Source organism: Streptomyces sp. CA-249302, from assembly GCF_050936785.1.
In the GTDB taxonomy this organism is placed as follows: Bacteria; Actinomycetota; Actinomycetes; order Streptomycetales; family Streptomycetaceae; genus Streptomyces.
In genome coordinates, this window is sequence record NZ_JBNJMG010000001.1 from 4,178,659 (window position 1) to 4,202,172 (window position 23,514).

The 23,514-nt window shown below is 70.6% G+C and carries 20 protein-coding genes and 1 tRNA gene; 11 read left to right on the forward strand and 10 right to left on the reverse strand.

Going from position 1 to position 23,514, the window contains the following annotated elements; all coding sequences use genetic code 11:
• Nucleotides 1-106 precede the first annotated feature (106 nt).
• On the reverse strand, nt 107-1,513 hold the full coding sequence (locus tag ACQEWB_RS18665) for a peptidoglycan-binding protein (protein ID WP_432832359.1): 1,407 nt from the start codon (nt 1,511-1,513) through the stop codon (nt 107-109).
• A gap of 187 nt (nt 1,514-1,700) precedes the next feature.
• Here ACQEWB_RS18665 and ACQEWB_RS18670 point away from each other — a divergent pair.
• The 4 genes from ACQEWB_RS18670 to ACQEWB_RS18685 all read left to right on the forward strand — a co-directional run bounded on the left by ACQEWB_RS18670 (nt 1,701) and on the right by ACQEWB_RS18685 (nt 6,989).
• A tRNA-Lys gene (locus ACQEWB_RS18670) sits at nt 1,701-1,774 on the forward strand.
• Nucleotides 1,775-2,005: 231 nt separating this feature from the next.
• Entirely contained in the window at nt 2,006-2,722 is a 717-nt protein-coding gene (locus tag ACQEWB_RS18675; protein WP_432832361.1) for a FadR/GntR family transcriptional regulator, read from the forward strand.
• A gap of 317 nt (nt 2,723-3,039) precedes the next feature.
• A complete protein-coding gene (locus tag ACQEWB_RS18680) occupies nt 3,040-5,055 on the forward strand; it encodes a glycosyltransferase family 2 protein (RefSeq protein WP_432832363.1) in 2,016 nt (671 codons plus the stop codon).
• Entirely contained in the window at nt 5,052-6,989 is a 1,938-nt protein-coding gene (locus tag ACQEWB_RS18685) for a galactose oxidase-like domain-containing protein (RefSeq protein WP_432832365.1), read from the forward strand. Before ACQEWB_RS18680 ends, ACQEWB_RS18685 begins: the two co-directional genes overlap by 4 nt.
• Nucleotides 6,990-6,996: 7 nt before the next feature.
• Here ACQEWB_RS18685 and ACQEWB_RS18690 read toward each other — a convergent pair whose 3' ends face one another.
• Nucleotides 6,997-8,007 carry a glycoside hydrolase family 6 protein gene (locus ACQEWB_RS18690; protein WP_432832367.1) on the reverse strand — a complete coding sequence of 337 codons (1,011 nt, stop codon included), beginning with the start codon at nt 8,005-8,007 and terminating at the stop codon, nt 6,997-6,999.
• 164 nt (nt 8,008-8,171) lie between these two features.
• Between ACQEWB_RS18690 and ACQEWB_RS18695 the strand changes: the two genes are divergently transcribed.
• Nucleotides 8,172-8,936 carry an ANTAR domain-containing protein gene (locus ACQEWB_RS18695; RefSeq protein WP_432832369.1) on the forward strand — a complete coding sequence of 255 codons (765 nt, stop codon included), beginning with the start codon at nt 8,172-8,174 and terminating at the stop codon, nt 8,934-8,936.
• Nucleotides 8,937-9,286: 350 nt separating this feature from the next.
• On the opposite strand, the gene ACQEWB_RS18700 is transcribed toward ACQEWB_RS18695, so the two are convergent.
• The 5 genes from ACQEWB_RS18700 to ACQEWB_RS18720 all read right to left on the reverse strand — a co-directional run bounded on the left by ACQEWB_RS18700 (nt 9,287) and on the right by ACQEWB_RS18720 (nt 13,935).
• Nucleotides 9,287-9,952 (reverse strand): class F sortase, encoded by a 666-nt coding sequence (locus ACQEWB_RS18700; RefSeq protein WP_432832371.1) that lies wholly within the window; start codon nt 9,950-9,952, stop codon nt 9,287-9,289.
• Between the two features lie 6 nt (nt 9,953-9,958).
• Nucleotides 9,959-10,522, reverse strand: a complete 564-nt coding sequence (locus ACQEWB_RS18705) for a hypothetical protein (RefSeq protein WP_432832373.1) — start codon at nt 10,520-10,522, stop codon at nt 9,959-9,961.
• 145 nt (nt 10,523-10,667) lie between these two features.
• On the reverse strand, nt 10,668-11,447 hold the full coding sequence (locus ACQEWB_RS18710; protein WP_432832375.1) for an HAD-IIA family hydrolase: 780 nt from the start codon (nt 11,445-11,447) through the stop codon (nt 10,668-10,670).
• Nucleotides 11,351-12,286, reverse strand: a complete 936-nt coding sequence (locus ACQEWB_RS18715; RefSeq protein ID WP_432832377.1) for a hypothetical protein — start codon at nt 12,284-12,286, stop codon at nt 11,351-11,353. Before ACQEWB_RS18715 ends, ACQEWB_RS18710 begins: the two co-directional genes overlap by 97 nt.
• 158 nt (nt 12,287-12,444) lie before the next feature.
• Nucleotides 12,445-13,935: an ROK family transcriptional regulator gene (locus tag ACQEWB_RS18720; RefSeq protein ID WP_432832379.1), complete on the reverse strand. Its 1,491-nt coding sequence runs from the start codon at nt 13,933-13,935 to the stop codon at nt 12,445-12,447.
• Between the two features lie 75 nt (nt 13,936-14,010).
• Between ACQEWB_RS18720 and ACQEWB_RS18725 the strand changes: the two genes are divergently transcribed.
• The 3 genes from ACQEWB_RS18725 to ACQEWB_RS18735 all read left to right on the forward strand — a co-directional run bounded on the left by ACQEWB_RS18725 (nt 14,011) and on the right by ACQEWB_RS18735 (nt 16,562).
• Complete coding sequence (locus ACQEWB_RS18725; protein WP_432832381.1) at nt 14,011-15,096, forward strand: Gfo/Idh/MocA family oxidoreductase; 1,086 nt, start codon at nt 14,011-14,013, stop codon at nt 15,094-15,096.
• Entirely contained in the window at nt 15,093-15,596 is a 504-nt protein-coding gene (locus tag ACQEWB_RS18730; RefSeq protein WP_432832383.1) for a heme-degrading domain-containing protein, read from the forward strand. The genes ACQEWB_RS18725 and ACQEWB_RS18730 overlap by 4 nt, the downstream gene beginning before the upstream one ends.
• Nucleotides 15,597-15,695: 99 nt before the next feature.
• Complete coding sequence (locus tag ACQEWB_RS18735) at nt 15,696-16,562, forward strand: LLM class F420-dependent oxidoreductase (protein ID WP_432832385.1); 867 nt, start codon at nt 15,696-15,698, stop codon at nt 16,560-16,562.
• Between the two features lie 17 nt (nt 16,563-16,579).
• Here the strand turns inward: ACQEWB_RS18735 and ACQEWB_RS18740 are convergent, their stop codons facing one another.
• Both ACQEWB_RS18740 and ACQEWB_RS18745 read right to left on the reverse strand, forming a co-directional pair.
• Complete coding sequence (locus ACQEWB_RS18740) at nt 16,580-17,437, reverse strand: fumarylacetoacetate hydrolase family protein (protein WP_432832387.1); 858 nt, start codon at nt 17,435-17,437, stop codon at nt 16,580-16,582.
• Between the two features lie 150 nt (nt 17,438-17,587).
• A complete protein-coding gene (locus ACQEWB_RS18745) occupies nt 17,588-18,112 on the reverse strand; it encodes a winged helix-turn-helix transcriptional regulator (protein ID WP_432832389.1) in 525 nt (174 codons plus the stop codon).
• A gap of 68 nt (nt 18,113-18,180) precedes the next feature.
• On the opposite strand from ACQEWB_RS18745, the gene ACQEWB_RS18750 reads away from it, so the two are divergent.
• Nucleotides 18,181-19,608 (forward strand): MFS transporter, encoded by a 1,428-nt coding sequence (locus ACQEWB_RS18750; RefSeq protein WP_432832391.1) that lies wholly within the window; start codon nt 18,181-18,183, stop codon nt 19,606-19,608.
• A gap of 21 nt (nt 19,609-19,629) precedes the next feature.
• Here ACQEWB_RS18750 and ACQEWB_RS18755 read toward each other — a convergent pair whose 3' ends face one another.
• The gene (locus ACQEWB_RS18755) at nt 19,630-20,445 is read right to left on the reverse strand and encodes a class E sortase (RefSeq protein ID WP_432832393.1); all 816 of its coding nucleotides are present in this window, start codon (nt 20,443-20,445) and stop codon (nt 19,630-19,632) included.
• Between the two features lie 242 nt (nt 20,446-20,687).
• Between ACQEWB_RS18755 and ACQEWB_RS18760 the strand changes: the two genes are divergently transcribed.
• Nucleotides 20,688-22,160 (forward strand): beta-1,6-galactanase, encoded by a 1,473-nt coding sequence (locus ACQEWB_RS18760; protein ID WP_432832395.1) that lies wholly within the window; start codon nt 20,688-20,690, stop codon nt 22,158-22,160.
• Nucleotides 22,161-22,322: 162 nt separating this feature from the next.
• Entirely contained in the window at nt 22,323-23,483 is a 1,161-nt protein-coding gene (locus ACQEWB_RS18765; RefSeq protein ID WP_432832398.1) for an MFS transporter, read from the forward strand.
• Nucleotides 23,484-23,514: the final 31 nt, after the last annotated feature.

A 23,514-nucleotide genomic window follows, 5' to 3' on the forward strand; every position in this document is an offset into this window, starting at 1 on the left:
CAGCCTCCGCGCCAGATGCGTCACAACGGGTGGGTTCAACGGGTGGGTTCAACAGGTGGGTTCAACAGGTGGGTTCAACGGGCGGGTGGGTCGTCTCGGCGACCGCTCAGGAGAACAGGCGCCTCCAGGTCTCCGGCCCCGGGTAGCCGTCCGCCGCGCCGCCGCGCCAGCCCTGGGCGCGCTGGAAGGCCTCGACGTTGCGCCGGTCCGCCTCGCCCCAGCGCGGCCCCGGCCCGTTCGCGTAGTACTTGCCGAACCCCTTCTTCACCAGCTGCCGCCCCAACTGGGTGACAAAGGCGTTGTTCGCGCCGGGCCGGAACATGCCCCGCCCCGGGTAGCCGGGGACACCGTGCGAGGCGGGCTTCCCGTGAGATGCAGGGGCCGGCGGCCCCGCCGCCCCGGCCGCCGCGATGTCCTTGCCCGTCCCGCTCACCAGCAGGGCCCAGGTCTGCGGCCCGGGCAGCCCGTCGGCGTCCGCACCCCTCCACCCCTGCGCCAGCTGGAAGGCCTGGGTGGCCCGCCGGTCCGCGTCCGACCAGCGCGGACCGGGACCGGAGGTGTAGAAGCGCGCGGCACCCCGCGCGACGAGCATCTGCCCGAGCCGGGTGACGTACTTGTTGTCGGCCCCCGGCCCGAAGTACAAGGCCCCCGGGTACGGCGTCGCGTCCTTCCCGGAGCCGACCCCGACCCCGGTACCGACCCCGACCCCGACCCCGGCACCGGCGCCCGCGCCCGCGCCCGCCCCAGCTCCCGCTCCCGCGCCCGCGCCCGCCCCGGCGCCCGCCGTGTCCGCCGCGAGCCCCTTGTACCGGTAGGCGACATAGCGGTCCGAGTGGCTCCAGTACGCGTACGGGGTGGCCTGCCGGCGGGCGTGCGGGCGGGTCTCCTCGTAGGCGATGTAGTAGGTGTGCGTGTAGTCCGTCCAGCCGCCGAACATGACGACGTGCGAGCCGTTCTCGGGGTTGGCCGGATTGTGGAACAGCAGGATGTCGCCCGGCTGGAGGTCGTCCTTGGGGATGCGCTCCCCGTACTGGTCGAGGCTGCCGGTCCATTCGTTCCCGGGCAGGTTCCAGGCCATCGAGACGAACCCCGAGCAGTCCTGCCGGTAACCGTCCGACCAGTACTCCTCCATGCTGTACGGCACCTGCGCGGCGACCCAGGTCTTGGCCCGCCGGATGATCTCCGCACGGGTGGTGGCCGGCGCCTTGACCGCGTGCGGCGGCCTGGCCGGCTTGCCCGCCGGGCCGTGCAGCGGGGCCTTGCCGCCCTGCGGGGTGGCGGGCTCGTCAGCCGCGGGGACGCCGGGGCCGGGGGGAGCGTGCGGGGCCGCGATCGCCGGTACGGCGTGACCGGCGCCGAGGGCCGCGGAGGCGGCGGCCGCGACGATGAGCGTCCGGTGCGCGGCCGGGTGGCGGCCGGACCGGGAGTACGGCAGGACGCGCCGCCAGTGGGCACAGCCGGGGCAGTCGCAGTCGCTCGCGGGGTCGACTTCCTCGAATACCGGAGTCTCCATGCGATTCCCCTCACACTCCAGGTGGAAATGTCCGCGTTCGTGCACGTCGATCAGTTTCCCAACTGTCTTCCGGACGCGCATTCTGACGGTCCGAATGACGTACGCGGCCACCCCGAACCCCTGGTGACACGGCCCGCCCGCGGTCGGGAGCACCCCCGCGGATCCGGTAGAGTTCCGCTGTCAGCAGGCGCCGCTAGCTCAGTTGGTTAGAGCAGCTGACTCTTAATCAGCGGGTCCGGGGTTCGAGTCCCTGGCGGCGCACAGACAGCAAGGCCCTCCGTGATCACGGGGGGCCTTTGCCTTTGAACCCCAGCGGCTCCGTCAAGGCGGCTGGGGGTCTGGGGGTTATCCCCCAGATGAACACAGCATCAGCGGGTCCGGGGTTCGAGTCCCTGGCGGCGCACCGACAGCGAAGGCCCTCCGTGAGAGCGGGGGGCCTTTTGCTTGGCCGGAACAGGGGGCTCCCCCGGTTTGGCCGGATACTCTCTCGCCATGGCTGCGCGTGACCTTCAGGAGCGGATCAAGAAGCTCATCATCGACCGCAGGCTTCCCTCCGGGGCCCCGCTGCCGACCGAGCCCGAGCTGATGGAGTTCCTCGGTGCGAGCCGGAACTCGGTGCGGGAGGCGCTCAAGGCGCTCCAGGCGATGGGCATCGTGGAGATCCGGCACGGCTTCGGGACGTATGTCGGCCCGATGACCCTGGCGCCGATGATCGAGGGCCTGGCCTTCCGCACGGTCGCCGGGCACTACCGGGGCGAGGACTCCTTCCTCCAGCTGCTGGAGCTGCGCGAGGCGGTGGAGAGCGGGCTGGTCTCCCGGCTCGCGGGGCGGATTCCCGAACGGGACCTCGTTGAACTGGAGGCGCTCGTGGGACGTATGGAACAACAGGCCGCACAGGGAGGTGCCGGCCTGGCCGAGACCGACCGCGCCTTTCACGCCACCCTCTACCGGGGTCTGGACAACGTGCTTCTGGGCGAGGTCCTGGAGGCGTTCTGGGACGCCTTCCACCGGGTTCACACGGATCTGGGCGGCGCACCGCCGGACCACCGGGTCACCTGCCGACAGCACCGGGACATCCTCAACGCGGTGCGGTCCGGCGACTCGATGCGGGCGGAGGAGGCCATAAGAGAGCACTTCGACAACATCCGTACCCGCCTGTCCACAGAGCATCCACAAGACCCCCACAGGCGCCACAATGAACGCGTATGACCGGTAAACACCGCGTTTCGCATCTTGCGATCATGATGAACGCCGTAGAACCCTGTTTTTCAAGATGCTGCGGATACGCGGTAGTTGGGGGTCTAGTAAGCGGTTGCCCGGTCTGCGGGGATAGGGGGCCCCGTTCACGAGGGGATGCCGAGGGGGGCATCATGCAACCGGAAGGTCGCGGTTCCATGTCTATGGGTGTGGAAAGTGTGGTGACTGCGGCCGGTCACTGATACGTCTGTGACGAGTCGAGGGGGACTCGTGCGCGGACGGAAGGAACCGACACAACACGCGGTGACCTGCGTGTGGGGGGATGACTCATGACGTCGACGCCGACGGGCGCCCGGCAGAACTTCGACCCGTCAGAAACCACCCAGCTCAGGGTGCCTTCGCACCGGAACAGCAGCACGACGGGCCAGTTCCGCCGGATCAAGAAGACACTGCCGAGATACGACTACGAGCACTACAGCCGGTTGGCCGGTCCCCTCACCCAGCCCGATCCGAACAAGCCGTACAAGGTGCAGTACCGCTCGCTGCTCTCGCAGGAGCCGCACCGCCTGCGCGCCGCCCTGATGCTGGGCGCCGCGCCCCTGCTCTCGCTCATTCTGCTCGCCTGGCTGCTCCAGCCGGAGCATTGGACCGAACGTGACTATCCCGCGTTCGATTTCCTGCCGGCGCTGGACATCGTGATGCTGGTCTCGATCGGTCTTATCGAGTTCTTCCGCTGTATGAACGTGCTGTCGAACGCACATGCCACCCTGGTCGCCCGCGACCCGGTGCCGGTGGTGCCGGAGACCGGCACGAGAGTCGCGTTCATCACCACGTACGTGCCCGGCAAGGAACCCCTGGAGATGGTCACGAAGACCCTGGAGGCCGCCGTACGGCTGCGGCACCGGGGCCTTCTGCACATCTGGCTGCTCGACGAGGGCGACGACGACGAGGTGAAGGCGGTCTGCGCGCGCCTCGGTGTGCACCACTTCTCCCGCAAGGGAGTCGAGCAGTGGAACCGGAAGAAGGGCCCGTTCCGCGCGAAGACCAAGCACGGCAACTACAACTCCTGGCTCCAGGCGCACGGCGACGAGTACGACTTCTTCGCCTCGGTCGACACCGACCATGTGCCGCTGCCCAACTACCTGGAGCGGATGCTCGGTTTCTTCCGCGACCCGGACGTCGGCTTCGTCATCGGCCCGCAGGTGTACGGCAACTACGACAACCCCATCACCAAGGCCGCGGAGTCGCAGCAGTTCCTGTTCCACGCGCTCATCCAGCGGGCCGGAAACTTCTACGGCGCACCCATGTTCGTGGGTACGTCGAACGCCGTACGAATCAAGGCGCTGAAGCAGATCGGCGGTCTGTACGACTCGATCACCGAGGACATGGCGACCGGCTTCGAGATCCACCGGCACCGCAACCCCGCGACGGGGAAGAAGTGGCGGTCGGTGTACACGCCGGACGTGCTCGCGGTGGGCGAGGGCCCGGGCGCCTGGACCGACTTCTTCACGCAGCAGCTGCGGTGGTCGCGAGGGACGTACGAGACGATCCTGAAGCAGTACTGGAAGGGCTGGTTCTCGCTGCCTCCGGGCAAGCTCTTCAACTACACGATGATGATCATCTTCTACCCGATGTCGGCCCTCAACTGGATCCTGGCGGCGCTGAGTTGTGCGCTCTTCCTGGGCCTGGGCGCCTCGGGTGTGAACATCGACCCGACCGTGTGGCTGATGCTCTACGGCAACGCGTCCGCGCTGCAGATCGGCCTCTACGTCTGGAACCGCCGGCACAACGTCTCGCCGCACGAGCCCGAGGGTTCGGGTGGTGTGGCGGGCATGGTGATGTCCGCGCTGTCGGCACCGATTTACGCGCGCTCCCTCATGGACGCCGTGCTGCGCCGCAAGAGCAAGTTCGTGGTGACGCCCAAGGGCGACTCGGCCAGCCCGGACACCCTGTTCGGGACCTTCCGGATCCACCTGTTCTTCATCTTCGTCTTCGGTGCCTCGATCTCCGCCGGTTTCGCGTACGGGCACTCGCACCCGGCGATGATCATCTGGGCCAGTTTCGCCCTGCTGATCACCGCCTCCCCGATCTTCGCCTGGCGCTACTCGCTGTGGCAGGAGAAGAAGCGGCCGCCGGAGCCGGTCCAGTACGAACCGGCGAGCGCGCCGGCGCCAGCGGGCGCGTACCAGCCGCAGCACCAGGTGCCGGCACAGCACTCGCCGCACGGCACCGGGCACAAGCCCACCTGGGCCGCCTCCGACGGGGCCTCGGGCGAGGGCGGCGACCAAGGCAACGACCAGACGATGCAGATCGCCCTGGGTGGATTTGGGGGACGTAAGGAATGAACGACCGTGCAGGCCACCGCCGGGCCCGTCGACTCGCGATCGGCACGGCGGTGGTGCTCGCGCTGGCCGGGATGAACGGGCCGTGGCTGTACCGCTTCGGGACCGAGAAGTACCACCAGTACCAGATCAACAGACCCGAGTACAAAGCGGACAACGGCCACTGGCAGATCGTCGAGTTCCCCAAGGAGTACCGCCAGGACACCATCCACGCGGCGCTGCTGCGCACCGGCAAGGTGCTCCTGATCGCGGGCTCGGGGAACAACCAGGACAACTTCAACGCGAAGAAGTTCGACACCCGGATCTGGGACCCGGTCAAGGGGACGATCAAGAAGATCCCGACGCCGAAGGACCTGTTCTGCACGGGTCACACCCAGTTGGCCAACGGCAATCTGCTGATCGCGGGCGGGACCAAGCGGTACGAGAAGCTGAAGGGTGACGTCACCAAGGCCGGCGGGCTGATGGTGGTGCACAACGAGAACCCGGACAAGCCGATAACGCTGCCCGCGGGGACCGTGTTCACCGGCAAGGAGAACGGCAAGACCTTCGTGTCGAAGGACCCGGTGCTGGTGCCGCGCGCGAAGAAGGTCTTCGACAAGGCGACCGGCAAGTTCCTGCGCAACGACCCGGGGCTCGGCCGTATCTATGTCGAGGCGCGGCGGAGCGGCACCAAGTACGAGACCGGTACGCAGGACAACTACCGCATCCAGGGCCTGACCGGCACCGACGCGCGCAACACGTACGGCATCGCGCAGAAGCTCGCGCTCGACAAGAAGGACTTCCAGGGGATCCGGGACGCCTTCGAGTTCGACCCGGTCGCGGAGAAGTACATCAAGGTCGACCCGATGAACGAGGCCCGCTGGTATCCGACGCTCACCACGCTGTCGGACGGCAAGGTCCTCAGCGTCTCCGGGCTCGACGACATCGGGCAGCTGGTCCCGGGCAAGAACGAGATCTTCGACCCGGCGACCAAGAAATGGACGTACACCAAGAAGATCCGGCAGTTCCCGACCTACCCTGCGCTGTTCCTCATGCAGAACGGCAAGATCTTCTACTCGGGGTCGAACGCGGGGTACGGGCCGGACAACGTCGGGCGGATTCCGGGGATCTGGGACGTCGGCACCAACCAGTTCACCAAGCTGTCCGGGCTGAGCGACGCGAACGAGATGGAGACCTCCGGGACCGTGCTGCTGCCGCCGGCACAGGACGAGAAGTTCATGGTGATCGGCGGGGGCGGGGTGGGCGAGTCCGCCAAGTCCAGCAACAAGACGCGGCTGATCGACCTGAAGGACGCGAACCCGAAGTTCACCGACGGGCCGACGCTGGAGAAGGGGACCCGGTATCCGCAGGCCTCGATCCTGCCGGACGACTCGGTGCTGGTGTCGGGCGGCTCGGAGGACTATCGCGGGCGCGGCGACTCCAACATCCTCCAGGCGCGGCTGTACAACCCGTCCTCGAACTCCTTCGAGCGGGTGGCGGATCCGCTGGTGGGGCGCAACTACCACTCCGGGTCGATCCTGCTGCCCGACGGGCGGGTGATGTTCTTCGGGTCGGACTCGCTGTACGGCGACAAGGCGAACACCAAGCCGGGCAAGTTCGAGCAGCGGATCGAGATCTACACGCCGCCGTATCTGTACCGGGACTCGCGGCCCTCGCTCTCCGGCGGGCCGCAGACCATCGCGCGGGGCGGATCGGGGACGTTCACGTCACCGCAGGCCTCCGCGATCAAGAAGGTACGGCTGATCAGGCCCAGTGCGTCGACCCATGTGACCGATGTCGATCAGCGGTCGATCGCACTGGACTTCAAGACGTCCGGCAACAAGATCACGGTGACCGTGCCGAAGAACAAGAACCTTGTTCAGTCGGGGTGGTACATGATCTTCGTGGACGACGACCAGGGGACGCCGAGCAAGGCGCAGTGGGTCAAGGTGCCGTAGCCGTCGGCTACTTACTGGCCTTGGCAAGGGCGAGTGCGTAACTCGCCCACCACTGGCCCGCCTTGGGCCCGCCCTTGCACGTCCCGTCCGACTCCCCCGGCCGCTTGACCCACAGGTACGCGTCCACCAGCGGGTCCGCCGTCTTCGTCGTCGGGGTCTCGCCCAGGGCGCGGCCCGGGGGGTTGCACCAGCGTTCGTCCTCGTCGCCGCCCGTGTAGGGGCCGTTGCCGTTGCGGCTGGTGTCGATGACGAAGTGTTTGTTGCCGACCTTCGACGAGAGTTCCTTGCCGTAGGCGATGGAGTCCTCGGTCGAGTAGAAGTTGGAGACGTTGACCGCGAAGCCGTCCGCCTGGGCGATGCCCGCCCACTGGAGCGGCTGGAAGATCTGGTCGGGGTGGCCCCAGCCCGCGTTGCCCGCGTCCAGGTACACCTTGGTGTTCTTCAGGGACTTGAGCTTGGTGATAGCGCCCTTGAGGAGGTCGTAGCGCTCCTCGTGGAACTCGTCCGGGGTGCAGCCGTCCACCAGGTGCAGTACGGCGTCCGGTTCGAGGACGACCGTCGCGGGACGGTCCCCGATGCCCGCGGCCACCCCGTCGATCCACTCCCGGTACGCGTCGCCGTCGGCCGCGCCGCCCTGCGAGTACTGGCCGCAGTCGCGGTGCGGGATGTTGTAGAGGACGAGCAGAGCCGTGCGGCCGACCTTGTCGGCGGCCTCGGTGAAGCCCTGCGCCTCCTTCTGAGGGTTCTCCGGCCCGATCCACTCGCCGGTCGGCTGCTCGGCGATCTTGCGGATCTGCTCGGCGTCGGTGTCCTTGCCGGACTTGGCGTACGCGGCGACCTGGCGGGCCGCGTTGCCGTCCGGGTTGACCCAGAACGGGTCGCTGCTCCTTGGCTGTTGGGTGATCTTCGCGCCGGCGTTCTTGTCGCCGTCGCCCCCCGAGGAACACCCCGCGATCAGCAGCGCCGCCCCCAGCACCGCCGTGGAAGCACGCATCGCGGCCCCCCTGCTGCCGTACATCCAACTCCCCCTTGGGTGCACCGGTCCAAGTCTCAATCCTGACATACACCCCGTGGCGCCCACGAGGTCGCCCACGCCTTGTCGGAGAGCTGTTACAGCACAGAGGGTAGGGGTAGGCGCACAACGGGCCGGGAGCGGGCGGGCAGGGAAGGGGATGCGCTGTCATGCACCACACGACCCGGGAACTCAGGCTGGCCACGGCACTGGTGGAGGCCGCCGACACGCTCGCCGACGACTTCGAGGCCCCGGAGCATCTGCGGCGGGTGGCCGACCAGTGCGTGGATCTGCTGGCCGCGCGGGCCGCCGGGATCATGCTCGTCGACGGCGACCGGTCGGTGTCCCTGGCCGGCAGCAGTCGGCAGCAGGAGGTTGCGCTCGACCTGCTGCGGACCCAGCACGGCGGCGGGCCCTGCGTGGAGAGCTACGGCTCCGGGCTGCCCGTGCCGCCCGTCTCCATCAGGGTGGCGCATGCCCACGCCCGCTGGCCGGACTTCACCGCGGCTGCGCTCGGCCACGACATCGCGTCGACCTTCGCAGTGCCGATGCGGCGCGGCGGGACGCTGTTCGGCGCGCTCAACGTGTTCGCGCCGACGCTGCCCGACGACTCGCCGTCCGGCTCCGACTCGGAGGTGCTGCTGGCCCAGGTGCTCGCCGACGCCGCGGCGCTCGGGCTGCACAACCGCCACCAGTACACGCGATACCGCACCCTGAGCGGGCAGTTGCAGCAGGCGCTCGCCAGCCGGGTGCGGATCGAGCAGGCCAAGGGCATGCTCGCGGAGCGCTGGGGCACGGCGGCAGACCGGGCGTTCCTGGCGCTGAGGCAGTACGCGCGCCGGCGTCAACTGCCGCTGGACGAGGTGGCGCGGGCCGTCATCGCCGGGCTCGCGGACGACGCGGAACTGCGCCGGGAGGCGCGGGAAACGCCCTGAAGCAGGTCCCGGAGTGGTCCCGGAGCCGTCCGGGAGGGGTACGGGAGCGGTCCGGGAGTCACGGACCACCTGGGCATATGACAGAGAGCCACCGTAGTGGAACCTGGCGTCAAACACCCCCTAGGCTCCGGCGCTCATCCGTTCTAGAGTCTTCTCAGACGGCCCCAGCCCCCGGTCAGTGGTTCACCAACTGTGGCTCACAAACCTCCCGCGCCCGTCGCCGGGTTACTCCCGCAACCCGTGCGCGCGCGGTTGAGGACCAGCCCGGTCGGCGGCTTCGGGGGGAGCGAGCCGTCGACCGGGCCAGGTGCCCGAGCCCTCCGGGGGAGACGGGAATTTGACGACAGGCTCTAGAGACCGGTTCCGGTCAGGTACGCCGACACGATCACGTTCGCCGTGTAGCCGCGGCTGGCGCGGTCGAAGGTGCCGCCGCAGGTGATGAGCCTCAACTCGGCCCGCCCGGACCGGCGTTGGCCGTATGCCTGGCGGGCGTCGAAGCGTTCGCGGGTCAGCACCTGTACGTCGTCGACGGTGAACTCGGCGACCCTGCCGTCGTCGCGGACGACGCGGACGGTCTCGCCGGGCTTGAGGGCGCTGAGTTTGTAGAAGACGGCGGGCCGGGTCTCGGTGTCGACGTGCCCGACCAGCAGCGCGGTCCCGGCCGCCCCGGGTTTCGCCCCGGCCGCGTACCACCCGACAACGCCCGCCTGGTCGAAGGGCGGCGGATCGATCGCCCCCTGCCGGTCCAGCCCCCGGGCGACGACGGGCGCCTGCACCCCGAGGTCGGGAATGTCCACGCGCTGCGGCAGCGCGTCCCCCAACGGCCGTACAGCGGGCGGCAGTTCGGCCTCCGGCGGCCGCCCGACCGCGGCCATGTCCCCGGTGGCGGGCGCGGATATCCCCTGCCGCACATCGGTCACCTGTCGCCCCCACAGCCACAGCCCGAGCAGCAGCACGGCCCAGGCCAGGCCCATGAGGAGCCGGCCGGACATGGAGGTGCGCTCACCCTCACCCATGCCCGCTCACTCCGCCCTGCGGCTCCGGCGCCCGCTGAGCAGGGCCACCGCGACCGCGGCCACGCCGGCGAGGATCACTCCGGTCACCGCGTGCGCCGTGCCGGGGCCGTCCGCGCGGGCGTCGACCGAGGCGAGGTGGGCGGTGCCGCCGCCGCCCGCGTGGACAGGCGCGACGGGAGAAGCGGGCGTGGAGGGCTGCGCCCCTTTGGCCACGACCGTGATCCTGCCCTTGATCTCGAAGTCGGCGCAGCTGATCTTCACGTCGTAGGAGCCGGGTTCGGCCGTGGAGCGAACCTTGGTGTCCCCGGCAAGGGTGCCGTCGACTCCGGCGAGCCGTGCGTCCGCGACGAAGGCCGCCGAGACCGCGGTGGCCGTCTTGCCGGAGCAGCCGGTCACCCGCAGCGCGACGTCGGCACCGGCGGCGGGGGACGACGGGGTCACCGAGACACCGCCTCCGCCGCCACCTCCGTCGGCCGCGTGCGCGTGCGCCGCCGGGAGGACGGCGGCCGTGGCGGCCAGGAGTCCGGTACAGAGAGTTCCGGTACAGCGAGTGAGGCGAAGTGAGCCCATCGTGAAACCTCCAGATATCTGGAGGCTCCCCCGCGGCCGGGGGCCCCGCATCCTCAGCGGGGCCTCACTGCTCCGTACGGGTCCCGAAAGGTTTCACGCCCGCTCGGACACGACCGCTCGGACACGACCGCTCGGACACGACCGCTCAGACCCGGTCGACGAGATCCGCGATCGAGTCCACGATCTTCGACGGCCGGTACGGGAAGTCCTCGACCTGCTCCGGCCGGGTCAGCCCGGTCAGCACCAGGAAGGTCTGCATCCCGGCCTCCATGCCGGCCAGCACGTCGGTGTCCATGCGGTCGCCGATCATCGCGCTGGTCTCGGAGTGGGCGCCGATCGCGTTGAGCCCGGTCCGCATCATCAGCGGGTTCGGCTTGCCCGCGAAGTACGGCTGCTTCCCGGTCGCCTTGGTGATCAGCGCGGCCACCGCGCCGGTCGCCGGCAGCGGACCCTCGGTGGAGGGGCCGGTCTCGTCCGGGTTGGTGCAGATGAAACGGGCGCCGCCCTCGATCAGCCGTACCGCCTTGGTCATGGCCTCGAAGGAGTACGTGCGGGTCTCGCCGAGGACGACGTAGTCGGGCTCGTGGTCGGTGAGGATGTACCCGATGTCGTGCAGCGCGGTGGTCAGGCCGGCCTCGCCGATGACGTAGGCGCTGCCGCCCGGCCGCTGGTCGTCCAGGAACTGGGCGGTGGCCAGGGCCGAGGTCCAGATGGACTCGACCGGCACGTCCAGCCCCATGCGCTGGAGCCGGGCGTGCAGGTCGCGCGGGGTGTAGATGGAGTTGTTGGTCAGCACGAGGAAGGGCTTGCCCGACTCGCGGAGCTTCTTCAGGAAGGCGTCGGCGCCGGGGATCGGTACGCCCTCGTGGATGAGCACACCGTCCATGTCGGTGAGCCACGACTCGATGGGCCTGCGTTCTGACATGTGCGGGATCTCCTGCCGTACGCATGTACGCGGTGCTGCGTGGGGCCCACCCTAAACAGTGGCCGGATCTTGAGGGAATGGCCCACTTCCGGTTGTTTCCCGCGGCGGGGTTCAGCGGCGCCGGCGTCGCGCCAGCAGGAGCACGGTGCCACCGAGGAGGAGCCCGGCGGCGGTGGCGGTGAGGGTGGGGGCGGTGAGCCCCGTGCGGGCGAGTTCGTCGGCGAAGGGGAGGGGCCGGTCGGGGCGGGTGGGGCGGTGCCGGTGGGGGTGGTGTCGGGGAGCGGGGCGTCGGAGACGCGGAAGCGGTAGTCGTTGGACTGGCCGACCCAGTCGCCGTCGTCGTCGTGGCGCTGGACGACGGCCGCGTTGACGGTGACCTCGTTGGGTACGGCGCCCGAGGTCAGCGCGAGGCGGACCTTGACGGTGAGGGTCTTTCCGGGGCCGACGGTGAAGCCCGGGAAGCCGTCGTCGAAGGCTCCGACGAGCTCGGCCTCGTCCGTCGGCTCGAAGTGGACGGGGTGGGTGCGCGGACCGTCGTAGAACTCCAGGCGCGGCTGGGACGGTTTCAGGGCGCGTTTCGCGTCGACGAGCACGACGACCGGGTGGATGGCCGCGCAGGTGCGGGTGGTGGTGTTGGTGAGGTCCAGATACCAGGTGCCGTATCCGCCGCCGGCCTCGTAGTCGGCGGGGGCGTCGTGGATGCGGGTGGTGAGGGGGAAGCCGCGGCCGTCCGGCGCGGCACAGGTGGGGGCGGGGGCCGCGGACGCCGGGGGCGGTACGGGGAGGAGGGCGGCGGCGGCTGCGGCCAGGCAGAGGAACGTGGGCTTGGACAGTCGCATGAACACATAACCCTGTCGGGTGCGGGGCGGGATGGGGGGCCGCCGCACCGAGGGGCGCGTAAGTCCGCTCGATCGGCCGCAAGTCCGCTCGATCGGCCGCGGCTCCCCTCGATCGGCCGCGGCTCCCTCCGCTCGGCGCACCCGCGCCCGCGCCCGCGTCAGCCCTCCGCCCGCCCGAACAGCGGCGCCAGCAGCAGCTGTGCGGCGCCCTCCGCGACCTCGCCGGGCGCGAGCCGCACCGGCACCGGGGCCTCGCCTACGCGCCGGGCACGTTCCTCCAGGACGGCGGCGACCCCTCGTACGAACACGTCCGGATCGGCCGCGATCGTGCGGCCGCCCAGCAGTACGAGGTCCACGTCGAGCAGCGCGACCAGGTTGCCGGCGCCGGTGCCGAGGACGCGTGCCGCCTCCGCCAGGTCGTCGCGGGCCGCGGCGGCGAGGCACAGGGCCTCCACGCAGCCGCGGTTGCCGCAGGTGCAGGGCGGCCCGTCCAGCTGGACGACCTGATGCCCGAACTCGCCCGCCCCGGTCCGCGCACCCCGATGCACGGCACCCCCGATCACGAGCCCGGCCCCGAGCCCCGTACCGAGATGCAGATACGCGAAGGAGCCGCCCTCCCCTCGCACGGCCAGCCCCAACGCCGCCGCATTGGTGTCCTTGTCGACGACCACCGGCACCCCGAGCCGCCGCACGAGCGCGTCCCGCAGCGGAAAGCCGTCCCACTCGGGAAACCCGGTTACGCGGTGGAGGACACCGAGGGTGTGGTCGAGGGGGCCGGGGAGAGCGACGCCGACGCCGAGGAGGGGGGCGGCGCCGGGGGCTTGGGCGTGGGCGTCGGCGTGGGCGGCAGCAGCAAGGCCGGGAGCGTGGGCCGCGGCAACAAGGCCGGCACCGGGAGCCTGGGCAGCGGCAGCGGCAGCGGCAGCGGCAGCGGCAGCGGCAGCGGCAGCGGCAAGGCCAGCACCGGGAGCCCGGTCGGCGGCAGCAAGGCCGGCACTGGCGACCTGGGCGGCAGCAGCAAGGTCGATGCCGGGAGCATGCGCGGCGGCAGCAAGGTCGGCGCCCGGCGTGGGGCTCGCAGCGGGAGCCCGGTCGGCGCCGGAAGCGACGCCCGCGGGAGCAGCGCCAACGGCCACGGCACCTTCGCCGGCCCCACCCACGCCCAAACCCTCCGCCTCCCCCGCGACCGCGACCACCTCCACCAAGGCCTCCACCTCCCCCGCGACCACCTCCACCACGGCCTCCGCCCCCGCCCCCAGATCCACGGACGCCCGCCGCTCCCTCACCACCGCGCCCGTCAGGTCGACCAGCACCACCCGCACCTCGTCGCGATCCAGGTGCACCCCCACCGCATGCCCCGCCTCCGGCACCAGCCGCAGCACCGTCCGCGGCTTGCCCCCCGTCGACGCCCGCCGCCCCGCCTCCGTGGCGAGGCCGTCGGCCCGCAGCCGGGCGGTGATCTTGCTGACGGCCTGCGGGGTGAGCCCGGTCCGCTCGGCGAGTTCGAGGCGGCTGATCCCGTCGGCGCCCGCCGTACGCAGCAGATCCAGCACCAGCGCCGTGTTGTGGCTGCGCAGGCCGAGCAGATTCACGCCACCGACCACGTCCGAGCCCGGACCCGCACCCCTCACGACCTGCCGCCCTTCCATCCCGACCGCGCTTCCCTCGGCCCCCATTCTCCCCCGCACTTGCACTTTGGCAACAGCGTTGCGAAAGTGGGGCGCATGACTGGTACGACTGGCACGCCCGGCACTCCCCTCCGCGTCGGCCTGATCGGCTACGGCCTCGCGGGCTCCGTCTTCCACGCCCCGCTGATCGCCGCCACCGAGGGCCTGCACCTCGACACGGTGGTCACCTCGAACCCGGAGCGGCAGCAGCAGGCCCGCGCCGAGTTCCCGGACGTGCGCGTCGCGGCCACGCCCGAGGAGCTGTTCGACCGCGCCGCCGAGCTGGACCTGATCGTCATCGCGTCGCCCAACAAGACGCACGTCCCGCTGGCCACCGCCGCCCTGAAGGCCGGCCTCCCGGTCGTCGTCGACAAGCCGGTCGCCGGCACCGCGGCCGAGGCCCGCGAGCTCGCCGCCCTCGCCGAGGAGCGCGGCCTGCTCCTCTCCGTCTTCCAGAACCGCCGCTGGGACAACGACTTCCTCACCCTCCAGCGCCTGCTCGCCGAGGGCGAGTTGGGCGACGTATGGCGGTTCGAGTCGCGGTTCGAGCGGTGGCGGCCGCAACTCAAGGGCGGCTGGCGCGAGTCCGGCGACCCCGCAGAGATCGGAGGTCTGCTCTACGACCTCGGCAGCCATGTCGTCGACCAGGCGCTGACCCTCTTCGGCCCGGTCAGTACCGTCTACGCCGAGGCGGTCGTCCGCCGCGCCGGCGCCGAGACCGACGACGACACCTTCTTCGCCCTCACGCACACCAACGGAGTCCGCTCCCACCTCTACGTCTCCGCGACGACCGCCCAACTCGGCCCGCGCTTCCGGGTCCTGGGCTCGAAGGCGGGTTACGTCAAGTACGGCCTCGACCCCCAGGAAGCGGACCTGCGGGAAGGCCGGCGGCCTGGTGCCGGCTGGGGTGCGGAGCCCGCGGAGCTGTACGGCCGTATCGGCGCCGGCGAGTCCCCGATCACCGGCGGCGGCACCGTCGTACCCACCCTCCCCGGCGACTACCCCGCGTACTATGCGGCCGTGAACAGGGCCCTCAACGACGGCGGTCCCAACCCGGTGACCGCTCTGGAGGCGGCCGCCGCCCTCGACGTGATCGAGGCGGCCCACCGTTCGGCCCGCGACGGAGTGGCGGTGACGCTGTGACGCACAACACCGAGATCACGCCCAAGTTCCACCCGGAGATCACTCCGTCCCTGGAGGAGCTGGAGGGGCAGGAACGGCGCCTGGTCTTCAGTCAGTTCACCTACGAGGACGCGTGGGCCCTCGGCTCGCTCCTGGTCGACCTGGCCCGTGAGCGGCAGGCGCCGGTCGCCGTCGACATCCACCGCGCGGGCCAGCAGCTCTTCCACGCCGCACTGCCGGGCTCCGCGCCCGACAACGACGCCTGGATCGCCCGCAAGCGCCGGGTCGTCGAGCGCTACGGCGAGGCGTCCTACCTGGTCGGCCACCGCTTCCGCGCCAAGGGCACGACCTTCGAGGACTCCTCCCGCCTCGACCCCGACGAGTACGCGGCGCACGGCGGTTCCTTCCCGATCAACGTCGAGGGCGTGGGCGTGATCGGCGCGGTCACGGTCAGCGGCCTGCCCCAACTCCAGGACCACCGCTTCGTGGTGGAGGCGCTGGAGGAGTTCCTCAAGCGCTGAGCCCACCGATACATCGAGGGGAAGATCCTCGCGCCCCCTCCGGTTGACATCGCCGTACAGCACGGATGTACGGCACACCGACCGGAGGGAACCCGCCCCGTGAGTGACACCCTGAAACGATCCGTCGGCCGCTACGGCATCTGGAGCGTCGCGCTGCGCTCGGAGGACCCGTCCCGCCGCACCGAACTCGCCGAGACCGCGGCCGAGTTGGAGCAGCTCGGCTACGGCGCCGTCTGGCTGGGCGGCAGCAGCGCCGCCCGCCACGCCGTTCCGCTCGTCGAGTCGACGTCTCGTCTCGCCGTCGGCACCAGCATCCAGTCCATCTGGCAGTACGAGGCGGCCGAGAGCGCGGCGGGCTTCGCCGAGCTGGAGTCCGCCCACCCCGGCCGTTTCGTGCTGGGCCTCGGCGTGAGCCACGCCAAGTTCGCGGACCAGTACCGGCGCCCGTACTCGGCCCTGGTCGCCTACCTCGACGCCCTCGACGAGGCCGGCGTCCCCGCCGACCGCCGTGTGCTGGCCGCGCTGGGCCCGAGGACCCTGCAGCTCGCCCGCGACCGCTCGGCGGGCTCGGTCCCGTACCTGGTCACCCCCGAGCACACGGCCCACGCCCGCGAGATCCTGGGCGAAACCCCGCTGCTGGCCCCCGAGTTGAAGGTAGTCCCCGAAGCGGACCCGACCCGGGCCCGCACCATCGCCCGCGACTACCTGGCCATGTACCTGGCCCTCCCGAACTACACCAACAACTTCCTCCGCCACGGCTTCACCGAGGAGGACCTCGAGGAGGGCGGCAGCAACCGCCTGGTGGACGCGGTCTTCGCCTGGGGCGACGAGACGACGGTCCGCACCCGCATCGACACCTTCTTCGAGGCGGGCGCGGACCACGTGGCCCTACAGGTGGTGAACGGCGGCGACCGCAACACGCTCCCGCGAGAGGAATGGCGCAGGCTGGCCGATCTGCTGAAGTGACCCTTTACCGCTGACTTTCAGGCGTCCTTGAGTTCCTGCCGCTGCCGCCCAAGCCCGTCGATCTCCAGCTCCACCACGTCCCCTGCCCGCAGGAAGGGCTTGGGCTCAGGCTGCCCCAGGGCAACCCCCGCCGGCGTACCGGTGTTGATGACGTCGCCGGGGTACAGCGTCATGAACTGGCTGACGTACCGCACCACTTCCCCCACCGGGAAGATCTGCTCGCCCGTCGTCCCGTCCTGCTTCAGCTCCCCGTTGACCCACAGCTTCATCGACAGCCCCTGCGGATCGCCGACCTCGTCCGCCGTCACCAGCCACGGCCCCAGCGGATTGAACGTCTCGCAGTTCTTCCCCTTGTCCCAGGTCCCGCCACGCTCGATCTGGAACTCCCGCTCCGACACGTCGTGCGCCACCGCATACCCCGCGACATGCCCGAGCGCCGCCTCCGCCGACTCCACGTACCGCGCCGTACGCCCGATGACGACCGCGAGTTCGACCTCCCAGTCGGTCTTCACCGACCCGCGCGGAACCAGCACCGTGTCGTTCGGCCCGACCACCGTGTCCGCGGCCTTGAAGAAGATCACGGGCTCGGCGGGCGGCTCGGCCCCCGTCTCGCGCGCGTGGTCGTAGTAGTTCAGCCCGATGCACACGACCTTGCCGATCCGCGCGAGAGGCGGCCCGATCCGCAGCCCGGCCGCGTCCAGCACCGGCAGTTCACTGCCCGCCCCGGCGGACCGCACCCGCTCCAGCGCGGCGTCGTCGGCGAGCAGCGCTCCGTCGATGTCGTCCACGACACCGGACAGATCCCGCAGGACCCCGTCGGCGTCGAGCAGCGCAGGCGTCTCCGCACCGGCCGTACCGACTCGCAGCAGCTTCATGATCACAATCTCCCTCGATCGCGGGGCATCCTCCGACGGGTGCAGCCATCGGATGACTGGTCGATCCTCCAAGCTCGACGTCCATCCCGCAATACCCGGTTCACGGACTGGACCGACCCCACCCCACCGTGGACGTCCTCTCCCCCGGAACTAGACCGTCGTCCCGATCGGCTCCAGCAACCGCCTCGGCGCGAGCAGCGCCCGGCTGACCGGATCGGCCGGTTCCGGGTCGAGTCCCGGCCCCGGCACCATCAGCACGTCCGCGACCGGCACGACCTTCCCGCAGGCCGGGCATTCGCCGTACGGGCCGAGCTCCGTGCCGCAGTCGACGTGTTCGAAGCGGCGCCGCTGGGCCTCGTCGAAGTGCTCGCGACCCCAGAGGCCGAGGGAGCGCAGCGTCGGGAACAGGGCGATGCCGCGCTCGGTGATGACGTACTCCTCGCGCGGCGGCGACTCCTGGTACCGGCGCTTCTCCAGGATCCCCTCCGCCGTCAGCGCCTGGAGGCGGGCGGCGAGGACCGCACGCGGGATGCCGAGGTGGACGAGGAAGTCGTTGTAGCGGCGGACGCCGTAGAGGGCGTCGCGGATGACCAGCAGGGTCCACCGCTCGCCTATGACCTCCAGCGCGCGGGCGATGGAGCAGTCCTGTGACGCGTAGTCCTTGCCCAGTGCCATGCCGTCCACTGTAACCACTTTTCCCGCGGTTGGTTCAATGACCGAACCCATGGTGTTAGAGTCCAGGCATGACTAGGTTCAATGAACGAACCCAACCGCGAACTCAATCACGAACCCAGCCCGTCCTGGAGGCCGAGCCCAAGCCGGCCCCCCAGGCCGAGGCGCCCCCGCACCCGCGCGCCACGCTCGCCCTGACCAGCGCGGCCACCGCCGTGACGCTGATGACGTACACCGCCCCGATCATCACCCTCCGCGACACCGCCGCCGACCTGCACACCTCGCTCTCCGCCCAGGCCTGGCTCATCAACGGCACCCCGCTGGGCCTCGCCGCCCTCCTCCTGGTGGCCGGCAGCCTCGCCGACGACTACGGCCGCCGCCGGATCTTCCTCCTCGGCACCCTCACCCTGGGCATCACCACGGCGCTCGGCGCCCTCGCCTCCACCACGCTCCAGTTCACGCTCGCCCGTATCGCGCAGGGCGCGGCGAGCGCGGCGATCCTCGCGAGCAGCCTGGGCCTCCTGGTCCATGCCTTCCCGACCCCGCGCGGCCGCCTGCACGCGACCGGCGTCTGGGGCGCCTTCGTCAGCGGCGGCATAGCCCTCGGCCCCCTGCTGGCCGGCGCGATGCCCGACTGGCGGGTGGCATACGGCGTCCTCGGCGCCGCCGCGCTCCTGGTGGCCGCCCTCGCGCCCCGCCCCCTCGCCGAGTCCCGTTCACCGAGGGGCGGGCGCCCCGACATCCTGGGCGCGCTGACCTTCGGCCTCGCCCTGGTCTCCCTGGTCGCCGCCCTCACCCTGGGCCGCGACGGCTGGCTGCGCACCGAGGTGGGCCTGCTGTTCCTGGCGGCCGTGGTCCTGGTGGGCGTGTTCACCCTCGTGGAACGCCGCACCACGACCCCGATGATCGACCTCTCCCTCCTCCGCCGCCCGGGCTTCCTGGCCTCCTCCGCCGGCGGGCTGTTCACCGGCCTCGCGGTGATCGGCCTGTTCAGCTTCCTGCCGGTGCTGTTCCAGCAGGTGCTGGGCCTGTCCCCGATGGACACGGCCTGGCTCTTCCTCCTCTGGTCCGGCCTCTCCTTCACGGTCGCCCTTCAGGCCAAGCGCCTCGCGGGCCGCGTCCCACCCCGCCACCAACTCGCCGTCGGCTTCGCCCTGCACGCGGCCGGCGTCCTGACCATGCTCGGCGCGATCGACTCCGGCTCCTGGCACCGCCTGCTGCCCGGCCTGGTCCTCGGCGGCATCGGCAGCGGCCTGCTGAACGCCGCGCTGCCCCTGCTCTCCGTCGAGTCGGTACCGGCCGCCCGCGCGGCCATGGGCTCCGGCGCCCAGCAGACCTTCCGCTACATCGGCTCCTGCGCCGGCGTGGCCCTGACCATCGCGATCGTCACCTCCACGAAGGCCGGCCTCGGCCACGGCGCGAACACCGCCCTGCTGGTCTCGGCGGGCCTGTCCCTGCTGGCGGCGTTCGCGGTACTGGTCCTGCGGGAGCGGGCGTGACCGGATCGGATCGGCTCCCGCTCACCGGGGCCGCACCGAGACGAGCTTCCCCCACACCACCAGCCGGTACCTGGACGTGAACTCGGGAGTGCAGGTCGTCAGCGTGATGTAGTACCCGGGCGCGCTGTACCCGTACCGCGGCTTGACGGTCGACCGCGGGACGGACCGGATGACCCCCGAGTCCCGCGCCGAGGTCTGCGGCAGCGTCTTGTCGACGACGTACGTATAGGTCGCACTGCTCGTCTCCACCTCCACCACGTCCTTGGCCCGCAGCCGGTTGATGTACCGGAACGGCTCCCCGTGCGTGTTCCGGTGCCCGGCGAGCGCGAAGTTCCCTGCCTGGCCCGGCTGTTGGCTGCCGCGGTAGTGGCCGACGTACCCCTTGTTCAGGACGTTCTGCTTGCTCACCCCCTCCGCGACCGGGACGCGCAGACCGAGGCGGGGAATGGTGAGGATGGCGTAGGCCTGGGACCAGGAGGGGCTGGACCGCCGTACGGTGGTGGCCTGTTGACGGTCACGGCCACCACTCTTCTTGTACGGCGACGGGGACGCCGTGGGCACGGACGTACTCGAATCTCCGCCGCCCGTACCGGAGTTGCCGTCACCCCACTCCCGCTCCAGCGCCTCCACCTTGCGCTCGGCGCCGCGCCGGGCCTCCCGGTTGGTCCACCACAGCTGATGGACGACGAGGAGCGCCAGCACGACCCCCACGGTGACGAGGAGTTCGCCGCCGCCCCACAGCACACGGCGGCGCCGGGCCGAGCGGCGCCGGCTGCTGTGCTGCACGACGGGAATCCGCTGCACGACGGGAATCCGCATCCATCGCATCCGTCGCATCCGTACGTCTCCCTCCGCCACCGGGCCGCCCGACCATAAGGGCCGGGCCTTCAAGTCACCAGCCCCGCACGCCCCGGCCTTCCTCGGCCTGCCCTGTTCGGCACTTCGTACATAGGTTTTAGAAAGGGCTGTCGTAACCCTCGACAAGCCCGCGCCCCACCCCCGATGCTTCGTCGTGGCGTGCAGTCGTGGCATGAACGGGACAGGCCACCACACCGGAGAAGAAGCTCGGAGAAGTAACCATGATCCGACGCAGAACCCTGCTGACCGCGGCCGGCGGCACCCTCCTCGGGAGCGCGCTCGCCACCGGCACCGCCCGCGCGGACGCGACGATCGCCGTCAGCCCCGGTACCTCGTACGGCACCTGGGAGGGCTGGGGCACCTCCCTGGCCTGGTGGGCCAACGTCTTCGGCGCCCGGGACGACTTCGCCGACATCTTCTTCACCACCAAGTCGACGACGTACAACGGCACTTCGCTCCCCGGCCTGGGCCTGAACATCGCCCGTTACAACCTGGGCGCGTGCAGCTCGAACACCGTGAACGGCGAGAGCATGGTCGCCTCCGCCAACATCCCGGCGTTCAAGCAGATCGAGGGCTACTGGCAGGACTGGAACAACGAGGACCCCACCTCCTCGGCCTGGAAGTGGACGGCGGACGCCACCCAGCGCGCGATGCTGACCAAGGCGGTGGCCCGCGGCGCGACCACCGAGCTCTTCGCCAACTCCCCCATGTGGTGGATGTGCCTGAACCACAACCCGTCCGGCGCCTCCGACGGCGGCAACAACCTCCAGTCCTGGAACTACCGCCAGCACGCCTCGCATCTGGCGGCCGTCGCTCTCTACGCCAAGAACAACTGGGGCGTGAACTTCGCGACGGTCGAGGCCTTCAACGAGCCCAGCTCCAGCTGGTGGACGGCGACCGGCACGCAGGAGGGCTGCCACATGGACGCGACGGTCCAGTCGGCCGTACTCCCGTACCTCCGCAGCGAGTTGAACACCCGGGGCCTGACGGGCGTCAAGATCTCGGCTTCGGACGAGACGAGCTACGACCTGGCCCGCACCACCTGGAGCTCCTTCTCCTCCACGACGAAGGGGTACGTCGACCGAGTCAACGTCCACGGCTACCAAGGCTCCGGCGGCCGAAGGGATTTGTTGTACACGGACGTCGTGACGACGGCCGGCAAGGCCCTGTGGAACTCCGAGACCGGCGACAACGACGGCACCGGCTACACCCTCGCCTTCAACCTCCTCTACGACTTCCGCTGGCTGCACCCCACCGCCTGGGTCTACTGGCAGGTCATGGACCCGTCCACGAACTGGGCGATGATCGCGTACGACGCGAGCACCCTGGCGGCGGGCGCGGTGCAGACGAAGTACTACACAATGGCCCAGTTCAGCCGCCACATCCGCCCCGGCATGAAGATCCTCGACACGGGCGTGAGCAACGCGGTGGCGGCCTACGACTCGACCGCGAAGCGTCTGGTGATCGTGGCCCTCAACACCTCCACATCCGCCCAGACCTTCACCTTCAACCTCGCCAACTTCACCACCGTGACCGGCGGTTCGGGCGGCCTGGTCCCGCGCTGGAACACGGTGACGACGGGCGGCGACCTCTACAAGTCGTACTCCGACACGTACTTGAGCGGAAAGACGGTGGCCGTCTCCATCGCCGGGAAGGCGGTACAGACGCTGCAGATCGACGGGGTGGTGATCTAGCTGGCGGCACCGGACGGAAGTCGTACCCATAGCCATAGCCATAGCCATAGCCGTAGTCGTAGCCATCCCGGCCCCAGCCCTGTCCCCAGCTCCGGCCCTGGCCCTGGCCCCGGTCTCGCCGCGCTCGCGCTCGGCGGCTTCGGCATCGGGCTGACCGAGTTCGTGATCGCCGGCCTGCTCCCGCAGGTCGGCCGCGGCCTCGACGTCTCGGAGGCCGCGGCGGGCCGCCTGATCTCCGGTTACGCCCTGGCGGTGGCGGTAGGCGCGATAGCGCTCACGGCCGCCACCGCCCGCCTCCACCGCAAGACGGTCCTGATCGGCCTGGTCGCCCTGTTCGTGGCGGGCAACCTCCTCTCCGCGATCGCCCCCACCTACCCGGTGATGCTCCTGGGCCGGGTGGTGGCCGCCCTCTGCCACGGCTCCTTCTTCGGCATCGGCTCCCTGGTGGCCCGCCGCATGGTCCCGCCCGAACGCGCCTCCCGAGCGGTCGCGGTCATGTTCGCCGGCCTGACCGTCTCGAACGTCCTGGGCGTCCCCTTCGGCGCCCTGGTGGGCGAACGCTGGGGCTGGCGAGCCACGTTCTGGGCGATCACGGCGATAGGGGTGGCGGCCCTACTCGCGATCACCGCCCTGGTCCCGTCCTGGGCCGGCACGCCGATGACCTCCGGCTCCACGCAGGTGACCTCCTGCTCCACGCAGCTGACCTCCGGCTCCGGGGACGGTCTGCGCCCCCAGCTCCACGCCTTCGGCTCCCGCCAGGTCTGGCTGACCCTCACCGCCACGGCCCTCGGTTACGGCGGCATGTTCGGCGCCTTCAGCTACCTCGCGTACACCTTCACCGAGGTCACCGGCTTCTCCACCACCGACCTCCCCTGGCTCCTGATCGTCTACGGCACCGGCCTGGTCGCCGGCAACATGGCAGGCGGCCGCGGCGCCGACCGCAACCGGGACGCCACCCTGATCGTGTCCCTGGCGGGCCTCACGGCCACCCTCACGCTCTTCGGCCTCCTGGCCGCCAGCAAACCGGCCGCCGTAACCCTCCTCTTCCTCCTCGGCCTCTCCGGCTTCGCCTCGGTCCCCGGCATGATCACCCGCGTAACGGACGAGGCAGCGGGCGTCCCCCTCGCCGCCAGCGCCAACGTCTCGGCCTCCAACATCGGCAACGCCCTGGGCGCCTGGCTCGGCGGCGTGACGATCAGCACGGGCCTCGGCTTTACGGCCCCGCTGTACGCGGGCGCGGCACTGACGCTGACGGCGTTGGCAGTGATGACGTACGCGGCCCGAGCCACACTCCAGGCGACGCCAGAACCGGAGCGAGCCTGATGATCACCGCTGTTGCCTCCCGGCGTCACCG